Source organism: Gluconobacter sp. Gdi, from assembly GCF_014132155.1.
GTDB lineage: Bacteria > Pseudomonadota > Alphaproteobacteria > Acetobacterales > Acetobacteraceae > Gluconobacter.
In genome coordinates this window covers 619,585-631,281 of the sequence record NZ_BLJQ01000002.1, presented here as the reverse complement: position 1 = coordinate 631,281, position 11,697 = coordinate 619,585, and the positions used below count along the sequence as shown (strand labels likewise).

The following is an 11,697-nucleotide window of genomic DNA, read 5'->3' as shown; positions in this document are numbered from 1 at the left end:
AGACATTTTCAGACCGTTATAAACTCTGCAACAGACCGTTCTCAGACTTCGCTTTCCAAAGTGAAGAATCCGTCCATGACAGGGACACAGGAACCCGCAACATAGGCCTTCCCCGCCTGGGTTCTGGCTTCGAGCAGGCTCGGCCGTCCCATGTCTACACCTTGCGTAAAGGTGAGGGACAGATCGGCACCGTTTTGCAAGGTCGATAGGAATGCCACGGCGGCGACAGTTGCGCTTCCTGTTGCAGGATCTTCCGGAATACCATCAAGGGGAGAGAACATCCGCCCCTGAATGTCGCTATCTTTTTCAAAGGCATTTTCGCCAGCGTTCCGCGTATAGGCGTAAACGGAGTCCACTCCACTGGACGCAAGGAATGTGCGATGGGCAGAAATCTCACCATAGGCCCGGCGCAAAGCCTCGCGGGACGCCAGTTCGACAATCAGAAACGGCAGGCCGACCGATACGATCTGGGGAGCATGATGATCGGTGCGAATATCTTGCGGTTGAAGCCCAAGACAGGCTGCCGCGTTTTCAGGGATCATCCGGCTCCGACGTGTTATTGCTTCCGGCGCCATGAGTTCCGCCCGAATGACACGGCCGTTCTCACGCTCCAGCCGCACAGGGACCAGCCCAGCCTTTTCTTCGAATACCAGCGTTTCCGGCAGCTCCCGCCCCTGCGCTTCGGCCTGTCGCGCCAAGGCAAAAGCGGTTCCGATATTAGGATGTCCGGCGAATGGCAGCTCTCCGCCTGGCGTGAAGATACGGACATGCGCTGTATGCTCTGCCTCTACAGCAGGCAGCACAAAGGTGGTTTCAGAATACCCGAACTCAATGGCGATTTTCTGCATCTGATCGGTCGATAGTCCCGCCGCATCCAGCACGACCGCCAGAGGATTGCCCCCGAAAAGCTGGTCCGTGAAAACATCCAGGGTGACATAGGAACGACGCATAACCGGTTCTCTCATCGGAGAATGAAGACATCCCATCATGTCTGATTGGCCCCTTGGGGGAAAGATGGCGTAAACTGATGATTCTGCTTTCCATCCATCTGCTGAGCGCATGACATCACGCCTTTCTCCTTCTCGCTCCGGACGTTCTCTTGAAGAACGGATCGAGGACCACGCCCGGCATCTGGGGTTTGATGCCGTGGGCTTCTGCACGGCGGAACTGGGTCCGGACGTGGAGGCAGGGCTGCGTGCTTTTGTCGCACAGGGCCATCATGGGACAATGGAATGGATGGAAACGCGCATCGAGCAGCGCAGTCATCCTCAGGCCCTCTGGCCGGACGCCCGCAGCGTCATTTCCCTCGCAGTCTGTTACGCACCCGCCGAAGACCCGGACGCAACGCTGCGTCAGCCAGATCGGGGCAATATCTCCGTCTATGCCCGTAATCGGGACTACCATGACGTCATCAAAGGGATGCTGAAGCATCTTGCCCAGTTCGTCGTAAAGCTGGGCGATGAGACTACGCAGGTGAAGGTCTTCGTCGATACGGCCCCGGTTTCGGAACGCGCTCTGGCAGAAAAGGCGCATCTGGGCTGGCAGGGAAAGCATACCTGTCTGGTCTCCCGCACCCATGGTTCATGGCTTTTGCTGGGGGAAATCTACACAACGCTGGATTTAAGCCCGTCCGAGCCAAAAGGCGGAAGCTGCGGCACCTGTACGAGCTGCCTGACGGCCTGCCCGACAGATGCTTTCCTTGGCCCGTATCGTATGGATGCGCGGCGGTGCATTTCGTATCTGACCATCGAACACAAGGGGCCAATCCCGCATGACCTGCGGGGAAAAATGGGCAACCACATCTATGGCTGCGACGATTGCATTTCCGCCTGCCCGTGGAACCGCTTCGCCGAGGCGTCCCGCCACATCAAGCTTCAGGCCCGACCGGAACTGATTGAGCCAAAACTCGCAGAACTGGCGGCCTTGGATGATGCGGCTTTCCGCACGCTTTTTTCGGGATCGCCCGTCAAGCGGATTGGACGTAACCGATTTGTCCGTAATGTTCTGATCGCAATCGGCAATTCAAACGACCCGGGCCTCGTCCCTTCTGCACGGGCTCTGGAATCCGACCCTGACCCCGATATTGCCGAAACTGCCCGCTGGGCGCTGGAACGCCTGACATGAGTGACCTCGTCAAACGCAGCCTTTCGCTCTCAGGACATCGGACGTCCGTTGCGCTTGAACCAGAATTCTGGGCAGTCCTGGATCAGATGGCTACGGAGCGGGCCTTGAGCTTTGCGGCCCTCGTTGCGTCGATTGACGCCAAACGCACACCAGACCGCCCCCTGGCTTCAGCTCTCCGTGTTGCAGCTCTCATGGATGCGCGGAAAACGGGCGACGACTGATCGGATCACTTCGCGTTCGGAGGAAGATCCATCCAGTCAGGGTGCTTTCTCTGGATCCAGTTCAGAGCTTTCTCCATCAAACGACGGAAGAACGGAATATCTTCGGAAAGGAGCAGGATACCGACAGGAATCATCCACACCCCGAGGATCGGCAGAAAAGCCATACAGCCCCCGAGCATGAACAGAATACCCGCCGGAATACGAATCCATTTACGCTCTGGCTCACGTAGCCAGCTCACGGTCTTCTGCATCCATTCAGGAAGCTTGCGAATCAGAGCCTGCATCTTCTCCTCGTAATCGTCGGGCGCCGCAGACTGGGCGACAGGGAGATGCTGGGTCTGATCGGACATAACTGGGGTGACCTTGTTTTTCATGATGCTCCTTCAACACCCGAAGCCTCCGGGAGATCCAGTTCTTTCTGTGGGCGGTACATGTCCGATCTGTCATTTGCCGCTTTCCGGGACCATGCTAGATTGTCGATATGGCTATCTGGGGCAAAATGTTCGGTGGTGTTGCTGGCTTCGCAGTCGGCGGCCCGTTCGGGGCACTGATGGGAGCAGCCCTTGGGCATGCCGCCGACAGTGGCTCTCTGCTTAATCCTTCTACTGGGGGGTGGAGCGAACGCTTTCCTGCCCGGGGTCGTCCTGACCCGAACAGTGCAGCATTCTTTGGTGCTGCAAAAATTGCGGCGGCCATGGGCAAAAAGGACCAGCTTTACGCCATTGGCCTTGTGGCGCTGTGCGCAAAGCTGGCGAAGGTCGACGGGCCCGTCAATCGCTCCGAAATCAACGCGTTCAAAACCTGCTTCCAGTTTCCACCCGACAACACGCGTGAAGTTGGCATGTTGTTCGACCGCGCGCGGGAGCGAACGGACGATTTTGAAATGTACGCCCGCGAGATGGGCTCAGCTTACGGAGACGACAAGGCACCGCTGGAAAACCTGATGGTGGCCCTTTTCCGGATTGCCCGTGCAGATGCTGGAGCATCCAGAGAACTCCATCCGAAAGAAATCGATTTTCTTCAGCGTGTCCATCGTGCGTTTGGGCTGTCATCCGGAGCATGGACACGGGCAGAAAGTGGCGACAGTCGTGCCGCCAGCACTGGCGAGCCAGACGCCTATCGCGTTCTCGGCATCACGCGTACAGCGTCTGACAAGGAAGTCCGCGTTCGGTGGCGCACGCTCATCCGCGAGTATCATCCGGATGTTATTGCTCAGAAACCCATGACGGATCTGGAGCGCAAGCGTGCCCAGGAACGCGTGGCCCGGATCAATGCCGCCTGGGACCGCATCAAACGAGACCGCCAGCTTTAACCTCACAGGTCTGACGATCATATCGACCCGCACGGCGATATTTCTCCAGCCACGACACCCGTACGGGACAGAGTAGGCATAGCCCATCAAGAAAAAAACCGCCTCTCAATGAAGAGAAGCGGTTCAAAAACCTGTCAGCCAATTATTTTTAGGCTGGCAGAGCAGCTTTCACGCCCTTTTCGCGAATGATCTTACGCAACGCAATGACCTTCTCATTCAGTGTCGCATTATCAAGGTCACGCCAGGCGTCAAAAGCCGGAAGCTTCAGCGCGCTCTCAAAGTCGTCTGCCTTCGCAAGCGTCTTTTGCTGCTCACCGAAGGTTGGCTCGAACGGCTCGTACGTTCCGCCCTTCTCGCTCTTCCCACGCAGCATCTCAAGGTAGGCTGCCATGCCAAACGCAATTCGGGATAGATCCCGCTTGCCTTCAAGCGCCTGACGCACTGTTTCCGTCCAGAAGACCTGAATTTTTGAAGAGCCATCCCCCGAAATTCGCAGGGTCTGGTCAGCCATCGCGGGGTTGGAGAAGCGACTGATCACGCTGTCACGATACCCTTCCAGCGTCATGCCCGGCGGGGCTTCCAGGGTCGGGATCACATCCTTGTTGAGGAAGTTCTCCAGATTACCGCGCAGATCCGCATCACGAACGGCTTCATCAACATTCTCATACCCGACCAGAACGGCAGGGAAGCAGAGCATGATGTGGCCAGCATTCAGCATACGGATCTTTACATGTTCGTAGTCCGTCACATCATCGACGAACTGGACACCGGCCTTCTCCAGTGCCGGACGTCCGTCAGCAAAGCTGTCTTCCAGCACCCACTGATGAAAATCCTCAGCAACGAGCGGAAGATCATCGCTCAGACCACTGGCCTCATTCAGGCGCTTGGCAATTGCTGAAGACACGGTCGGTGTGATGCGATCCACCATTCCGTTGGGGAATGTGGCGTTTTCTTCAATCCACTTGGCCAGTTCCGGATCACGCGCCTTTGCATAACCCAGGAACGCCTTGCGGGCGACGTTACCGTTGTGCCGCAGATTATCGCAGGACATGATCGTAAAGGCCTTACCCCCGGTATCCCGGCGGCGACGGAGCCCTTCTACAACATATCCGAAGATCGTGGACGGCGCTTCCGGCGTCTTCAAATCCTGCTGAACAGCCGCATTCTCAAGATCGAACGCACCCGTCGATTCATTGATGTTGTATCCACCTTCCGTGATCGTCATGGAAACAATCCGGATGGCAGGGTCTGAGAGGTGCTTCAGTACGGCTTCAGGATCTGCCGGAGCCAGCAGATAGTCCCGCAATGCGCCCATGACGCGGACAGTGCTTTTGCCAGACGGTGCCGTTTCCGTCAGGGAGAAGAGGCAATCCTGCTTTTTGAATTCTTCAGCTTTTTTCTTTGAGCGGTCACCGCCCGTTAGACCAACGCCAATGATGCCCCAGTTGGGATCATCCTTAAGAATTTGTTCAACATAGAATGCCTCGTGGGCACGAAAGAAATTGCCCACACCAAAATGCACGATCCCTGGCTTTATCCCGTTGATGTCGTAGGGCGGAGCCTGCACACCGGCGGGAAGAGACTTGAGGGTTTCGTGCGTAATCATGGATTTCTCCGTTCCTAATGACCAGCCTCTGACGGGGGCCGGTTTTCCGGGCAGATGCACCGAGCTCTCCAGAAAACGCGGGAGATCACGACCGGGTTTCGAAAAAACGCCATCAACTGGCGCCTAGAGCCCTTTGGCAGCACTGGCATCGTCCCGCATGAGAACGCCTACGGCGCGCTCCAGATCATCCTTGAACAGAGACATGACGAAGCGCATTTCAGGCCGTGTCTGTTCTTCCAGCCGAGGAAGAAGTTCGAGAATGTCTTTGTCTTCCGGCTGATGCGGATGACGGTCCTGCTTGCGAACAAATCTTTGTTCACAGCTATGAGCCAATGCTCTCAGCGTGTGGCTGAGGCTTTTGTAGAGTGGAACAAGGCCTGTATTCCCTGCTGCACGGCCTGTCGCGATTGCTCGAGCCACCAGCATCGTATCGTTCAGGAGCCGCCGCATCAACCTTGGAAGTGCCGCGAGCACAGGGTCGCGCTTCTCCAGGTCACTGAAACGCTCGCGTCTGGCCTCTTCCACTGCGCCTTCAAGTTCGATCAGAAGGGCCACGCAGGCTTCGTTCCGGGTTTCAATTTCCCGCCAGCCCGTTTTCTGATCCAGTGCGCCTTCCAGCAGTCCATCCAGACGTCGCAGGATGCGGCTGGATGTGTGGAAAGCCTGCTTTCGGGCACTGCTGTGCAATACCACAAAAGACACCACCAGAGAGACGACCACACCAATCATGATAGCCGTCAGCCGCGTTACCATTGGCAGAAACGGGCTGCCCTCACTGGGAAACAGATACACAATAATCAGGGTAATACAGGCAAACCGCAGATTGGTCTGAACGGCTGCGAGGAAGGCCAACGGCGCAAGAACTACCCAGAAAGGCAGCCACCGCAGACCCGTCCACATTTCCAGCAAGACCGCTACGATCCCTGCAACAGCGCCCAGCAGAGTCCCGGTAATCTGATCGCGGGCTGTTGCCATTGTCTGCGTTATGCTGGACTGCGTAACAATCAGCGCGGTCACGAGCGCCCAGATTGTTTCCTGAAGATGCAGCGTCATGCCCACAACCCAGGCCGTGACAATCGAAACCAGAACGCGAATGGTCTGGCGTGTGGCAGGTCGTAGGACCTCCCGCCAGTTGCTTCCCTTGGGCGGAACCATCAGCCAGGTCTGTGTGATTTTTTTCAGAGCACTCATCATTTCATGAGCGCTTTAAGAGCTTCCGAGTTCTTCAGTCCACTCGTTTCAGTGCCCGGGCTCATTCAAACGACGCGTTGGACCAGCCATTTTCTGGAATGACGATCGGTATCGCTCCCAAGCGACAGAACATCACAGTCGAGATTGGCGCTCAGAACCTGAGAGGCAACGCCGTAGCGACAAATAGAACGGCCTCATTCAGATTGAGGAACGGCGCAAACCGGTCCGCTTTTGAAGCAAAACCGATGACATAATTTTCCGTCGTCCCTCAATCTTACTGATCCAAATTAAGTCAGTTTCCCAGAAAGGGGACTGGCACCCAGCGTAGTCCGTCATCATCCTGCACCAAAAGCAGAACTTCTTTCTTTTTCTGTTCCAGCGCGCGGCTCACAGCTTTGGCAAACGCATCCGGCGTGTCGATCTGATCCTGCCCAACCTGCGTAATCACATTCCCAACCGCAATCCCGCGAGATGTGGCCGGGCTGGAGGGTTCAACCCGATCCACCAGCACGCCACGCTGATCGTCCGTCAGAGCATATTGGGTGCGCATTTCCGCATCGATGGAACGCACGGCCAGACCCAGCTCGCCAAAAGCTGCTTTCGTATGCGTTGGCTGATGCGTGTCGGACGGTGGCATATCTGGCGCGTTCGGCGACTGTGCCAGCGTGATCGGAAGCGTCTTGATGCTGCCCTTATGCCAGACGGTCAGCTCTGTTTTCGTTCCAGGAAGAATGGACGCAATGATACGCGGCATGGTCTGCCCCGTCACATCCTGACTGCCCACACGGGTGATGATGTCACCAACCTGCAGGCCAGCCTGAGCTGCCGGACTTTTCGGCCCCACTTCAGACACCAGCGCGCCCTTGCCGACCGTGCCATCAGCCTGGTGGAAATCAAGATCCTCCGCAATGTCGTAGGAGACATTCTGGAACTTCAGTCCCATCCACCCGCGCGACACATGACCTGTCTTACGAAGCTGATCGATGATGCCACGCGCGTCATCCGCCGGGATGGCAAAGCCGATCCCGATAGAATCACCCCCGGCCCCACCATAGATCAAGGTGTTGATGCCAATGACTTCGCCCGAGAGATTAAAGAGCGGGCCGCCAGAATTTCCCCGGTTAATGGCTGCATCCGTCTGGATATAGTCATCATACAGGCCGTGTTCGACATTCCGTCCGCGGGACGAGATGATACCTGCCGTGACTGTTCCGTTCAGGCCGAACGGATTGCCAATGGCCACCACCCAGTCTCCGATCCTGGCGGCATCGCTGTGTCCTAACGGAACAGCTGGCAGCGAATGCTTCGGTTTGACTTCCAGAACGGCCAGATCAACCTGACTGTCGCGCCCGACAATCTTTGCCGGCAGTTCCGTGCCGTCCTGAAGTGTCACGGAGACCTGATCTGCGCCTTCAATGACGTGATTGTTCGTCACTATGATGCCCGCCGGATCGACAATAAAGCCTGATCCCAGAGCCTGCATCCGCCGCGGCGGGCGGTTCGGTGCCGGCTTGTGCGTCATGTAGTCGTGGAAGAATTTTTCCAGCGGTGAGCCCTGCGGGAACTGCGGCACCTGCGGGCCATCCGGACCACTGGAGTCCGGCCCCTTGTCTTCATCCTTACCGGGCTTGAGCACAGCAGACGTCGAAACGTTCACCACGGACGGAAGAAGGCGATTTGCCAGATCCGCAAAGCTGGACGGAACGGAGCGCGGGGCTGGTACGGGTGCCGGAGAGGGCTGCGGGGCGGTCTGGGCCTGTACCGTCGTAACGGACAGCGCCAGGGAAACGGCGCAGGACAGGGCAAGGCTGGCGGTCAATCTGCTCATGGTGACACGCTAACGCAGAAGACTGTCCTTCGTCACCATCCTGTAGTTCAGGAGGGGCGTATGCTACGCTGTTTCCTCTTCCTGACAGGCCGTTCCTCCAGAAAAAAGAGTCTTGGCATGACCGATCATCTCCCCCCGACCAGTTCTTCTGACGAATCCCATGCCAATGCCGAGAAACGCATTTCCGAGATTCTGAACAACGAACAAACTGGCCTTGGATCGAATGTATTGTCCTTTGCGTCGCTGGAAGGTGTCTCAGTCCGCGACGGACATGCGCACGTGACCCTTGCCACCTCGCGAGACAATGTGTCGCGCATGGAGCCGATCAGACCTCAGGTTGAAGCAGAGATCGCGCGCATTCCAGGCCTGACGGGAGCAACAATTTCCCTGACAGCTCATCGTGCTACCACGCCACCACCGGCCAACGCACCAGCTCCAGCAGGCGGGGGCGGTCATCGGCCGTTCAATCTGGGCGGCAAACGGCAGAATGCGTCCAGCCGTCATGCTCCAGAGACGCTTCTGCCGGGCGTGAAGGCTGTCGTTGCTGTTGCGTCCGGCAAGGGAGGCGTTGGCAAATCCACAACCGCTGTGAACCTTGCAGCTGGCCTCGCCAAACTCGGTGTTCGGACGGGCCTCCTGGATGCAGACATCTACGGCCCATCCCTTCCACGCATGCTCGGCCGCAACACACGCCCCGAAGTCGTTGAAGGCCGGATCATCCCCATCGAAGCCTGGGGGCTAAAAAGCATGTCTATCGGCTATCTGGTGGACGAGCATCAGGCCATGATCTGGCGTGGCCCCATGGTCATGGGTGCCCTCACCCAGTTCCTTGGAGAAGTGGACTGGGGAGATCTGGACGTCCTTGTCATAGACATGCCACCCGGAACCGGTGATGCCCAACTGACACTGGCCCAGAAGCTTGGAGCCAAGATGGCCAAAGGTGGGGCTGTTATTGTCTCCACGCCTCAGGACATTGCGCTGCTGGATGCACGACGTGGCGTCTCCATGTTCGAACGGATGGAAACCCCCATCCTCGGCGTTGTGGAAAACATGTCCTATTTCTGCTGCCCAAACTGCAATCATCGCACCGAGCTCTTTGGCCACGGGGGTGCCAGAGAAGAGGCAGAGCGCCTTGGCGTGCCTTTCCTCGGCGAAATTCCCCTGCTGGCTGACATCCGGGCCAGCGGCGATCAGGGGACGCCCATTATCCTCTCGGCACCTGACAGCGAAGCCGCCCGTGCCTACACGGCCCTCGCCACGACTATTGCCGAGGCCCTCAGCCACTCTGATGAAAAGGCTTCCTCATGACCCGTCTTCTCCTGCTGGGAACAGCATTACTTCTGTCGGCTTGTGCTCGACCGCCTGTCGTCCATCATGGGCTTTCTTCAGACGGCTACGGCTTCACGAATAACTCCTCCCATCTTCCGCCACCACCGAGCCTCATGACCCCTGCGACACGATAAAATTACAGAATCGACACTCAGGAGCTTGACCAAAGGGGTCTCGGCGTGGAAAAAGCCGGGCTGTGGATGCCGGGTTAGCACAGTGGTAGTGCAGCGGTTTTGTAAACCGAAGGTCGGGGGTTCAAATCCCTCACCCGGCACCACGATTTTTCCCAGAAAATCAAGCTTTCTGAACGATTCCCCAAAAAGAATCGTCCACGCCTTCGAACCCAGTTTTATGGGACCGAACCCTGTGGATAAGTTTGTTGATTAAGATCTACGAAATGTGAGTCCGACGTGATTCCACATTCGTTCTCCGTAGAATCCGTTCAGAAACAGCGATTCCGGAAAACAGGAAATCCACCGACCATTTTACTCACCGAAATACGAACTCAATTTTCGGCGGTGGGGTCAATTTTATAGCAGTGTTCAGTCAGGCCCTTTTTACAAAGGGCCATATGCTTGTGTGCCGGTGCAGGCCAGAAAATGTGGATGCACACGGACGCAAGAATAAGCAGTCCTGCCAGAATCGCCCAGGGCCAGATCCGTGGTAACCGCGGCTCTATCTCAGCCGCGGTCTCACTTTGCACGGAAGGGGCATCTTGCAGGAGCTTATCAAAATCGTTCACGATTTCGCCTGTCTCAGGCTTCTGGTTCGAGGATGGCGTTCATCTCGATCCATTCGCGCTTGGAAAGCCCGGACGTTTCCTGCGTCACGGCCTCTCCCGCCAGACGGCGGCGCACCACGTTCAGCATCCCCGCTGAGAACGTGAAGGCTCCGCGACGATATTCTTCGAATGCGGCAGCCGTTGCCGGCACCCAGGCGTGCAGCAGCTCGATCATCTTTTCTGCGTAAACACGAATCTCGTACTGCGCATGCGGATCTGCGCGCAGGGCGAGGAAGTGCATCAGATTGTGCAGATCGATCTTCCAGTACCACTGGGTATAGGTGTTCAGCGTCAGATTCATGCGCGCCAGTTCACGGGCCAGGCCAGTGCCCTCCGGGTCCAGCATTGATTCATAATCGTCGTAGCACTGGCTGGCATCACGACGCAGAATCTCAAGCACGCGCTCTGCTGTTTCCGGATCAAGAGCTTCGCTACGTCCCTGACGGTTCGAGGCGCTCTGCGATGCAACCTGATCCAGAGCTGGCAGATAGAACTCACGGTCGAGAATCGAATAGCGCGCGGAATATTCATTCACGCTCGCCATGCGATGACGAATCCACTGCCGTGCCACGAAAACCGGAAGCTTCACGTGGAACTTGATCTCGCACATCTCGAACGGCGTCGAGTGGCGATGACGCATCAGATAACGGATCAGTCCGGCATCTTCAGACACCTTCTTGGTGCCACGCCCATAAGACACCCGCGCAGCCTGAACGACGGCTCCATCATCGCCCATATAATCGACGACGCGCAGGAAACCGTGATCCAGCACCTCGATGGGCGTGAAAAGAAGTTTCTCCATCGCCGGAACGGTCGGGCGGGAGGTCAGCTGGGGCTCATTGCGTTGCGCTTCAATTTCAGCGCGCTGTTCGGATGTCAGTGCCATAGGCCGCGGCTCTAGCATGAGGAATCGCGACAGGTCACGTACGATAATTCTTTTCCCCTTGCAGGACGGCAACAGCACTCCTATGTTCAGTAGTGCAAGGGGTTCGTCCCCGGCTATGGCGATAAACGGTAAGTGAAATAAGTGTTGTGGACCCGGGGGCAGTGCCCGGCGTCTCCACCAGGAAAAATCTCTCGCAAGAGGGATCTGTGGGGACGAAACAGGCTCGACGCGCATGGTAAAGACTTATCTTTTGCCCGGTATTGTACCACCGTCATCGGGCTAAACTTACAAGTGCCAATGATAACTCTGAGGTGCTCGCTGTCGCTGCATAAGCGATAAGCGCGGTTCGGGAGGGCACCGGGCAACAGAAGCCCTCCCACCTCATTTTTCCTTTTGTGCAAAACGTCTTGCCATTCTGG

11 protein-coding genes, 1 tRNA gene and 1 other RNA gene are annotated in these 11,697 nt (G+C 57.0%); 7 read left to right on the top strand and 6 right to left on the bottom strand.

The features are described from left to right. Positions 1 to 41: 41 nt before the first annotated feature. Positions 42 to 950: a PhzF family phenazine biosynthesis protein gene (locus JN414_RS06770; RefSeq protein ID WP_202207214.1), complete on the bottom strand. Its 909-nt coding sequence runs from the start codon at positions 948 to 950 to the stop codon at positions 42 to 44. A gap of 109 nt (positions 951 to 1,059) precedes the next feature. On the opposite strand from JN414_RS06770, the gene queG reads away from it, so the two are divergent. Together queG and JN414_RS06760 are read left to right on the top strand one after the other, a co-directional pair. Further along, positions 1,060 to 2,124 (top strand): tRNA epoxyqueuosine(34) reductase QueG, encoded by a 1,065-nt coding sequence (gene queG / locus JN414_RS06765; RefSeq protein ID WP_202207213.1) that lies wholly within the window; start codon positions 1,060 to 1,062, stop codon positions 2,122 to 2,124. After that, the gene (locus tag JN414_RS06760) at positions 2,121 to 2,345 is read left to right on the top strand and encodes a ribbon-helix-helix domain-containing protein (RefSeq protein WP_099211866.1); all 225 of its coding nucleotides are present in this window, start codon (positions 2,121 to 2,123) and stop codon (positions 2,343 to 2,345) included. The genes queG and JN414_RS06760 overlap by 4 nt, the downstream gene beginning before the upstream one ends. Before the next feature lie 5 nt (positions 2,346 to 2,350). Here JN414_RS06760 and JN414_RS06755 read toward each other — a convergent pair whose 3' ends face one another. Beyond that, positions 2,351 to 2,719, bottom strand: a complete 369-nt coding sequence (locus tag JN414_RS06755) for a hypothetical protein (RefSeq protein WP_237389921.1) — start codon at positions 2,717 to 2,719, stop codon at positions 2,351 to 2,353. A gap of 107 nt (positions 2,720 to 2,826) precedes the next feature. On the opposite strand from JN414_RS06755, the gene JN414_RS06750 reads away from it, so the two are divergent. Then, a complete protein-coding gene (locus JN414_RS06750) occupies positions 2,827 to 3,657 on the top strand; it encodes a TerB family tellurite resistance protein (protein ID WP_046900812.1) in 831 nt (276 codons plus the stop codon). A 148-nt stretch (positions 3,658 to 3,805) separates the two neighbouring features. Here JN414_RS06750 and JN414_RS06745 read toward each other — a convergent pair whose 3' ends face one another. From JN414_RS06745 to JN414_RS06735, 3 genes are all read right to left on the bottom strand, one after another. Next, positions 3,806 to 5,263 carry a mannitol dehydrogenase family protein gene (locus JN414_RS06745; RefSeq protein WP_202207212.1) on the bottom strand — a complete coding sequence of 486 codons (1,458 nt, stop codon included), beginning with the start codon at positions 5,261 to 5,263 and terminating at the stop codon, positions 3,806 to 3,808. Between the two features lie 123 nt (positions 5,264 to 5,386). Next, positions 5,387 to 6,457: an FUSC family protein gene (locus JN414_RS06740; protein ID WP_237389920.1), complete on the bottom strand. Its 1,071-nt coding sequence runs from the start codon at positions 6,455 to 6,457 to the stop codon at positions 5,387 to 5,389. Positions 6,458 to 6,746: 289 nt separating this feature from the next. Next, positions 6,747 to 8,282, bottom strand: coding sequence for a Do family serine endopeptidase (locus tag JN414_RS06735; protein ID WP_202207211.1), 1,536 nt, complete (start codon positions 8,280 to 8,282; stop codon positions 6,747 to 6,749). A gap of 117 nt (positions 8,283 to 8,399) precedes the next feature. Between JN414_RS06735 and JN414_RS06730 the strand changes: the two genes are divergently transcribed. The 3 genes from JN414_RS06730 (at position 8,400) to JN414_RS06720 (ending at position 9,888) form a co-directional block, all read left to right on the top strand. Then, positions 8,400 to 9,590, top strand: coding sequence for an Mrp/NBP35 family ATP-binding protein (locus JN414_RS06730; protein ID WP_202207210.1), 1,191 nt, complete (start codon positions 8,400 to 8,402; stop codon positions 9,588 to 9,590). Then, positions 9,587 to 9,745, top strand: coding sequence for a hypothetical protein (locus JN414_RS06725; protein ID WP_202207209.1), 159 nt, complete (start codon positions 9,587 to 9,589; stop codon positions 9,743 to 9,745). The genes JN414_RS06730 and JN414_RS06725 overlap by 4 nt, the downstream gene beginning before the upstream one ends. 68 nt (positions 9,746 to 9,813) lie before the next feature. Continuing rightward, positions 9,814 to 9,888: transfer RNA gene (locus JN414_RS06720), tRNA-Thr, on the top strand. A 478-nt stretch (positions 9,889 to 10,366) separates the two neighbouring features. Here the strand turns inward: JN414_RS06720 and thyX are convergent. After that, positions 10,367 to 11,278 carry an FAD-dependent thymidylate synthase gene (gene thyX / locus JN414_RS06715; RefSeq protein ID WP_064274753.1) on the bottom strand — a complete coding sequence of 304 codons (912 nt, stop codon included), beginning with the start codon at positions 11,276 to 11,278 and terminating at the stop codon, positions 10,367 to 10,369. Between the two features lie 54 nt (positions 11,279 to 11,332). On the opposite strand from thyX, the gene ssrA reads away from it, so the two are divergent. Continuing rightward, positions 11,333 to 11,659, top strand: a transfer-messenger RNA (tmRNA) gene (ssrA, locus tag JN414_RS06710). Positions 11,660 to 11,697 lie beyond the last annotated feature (38 nt).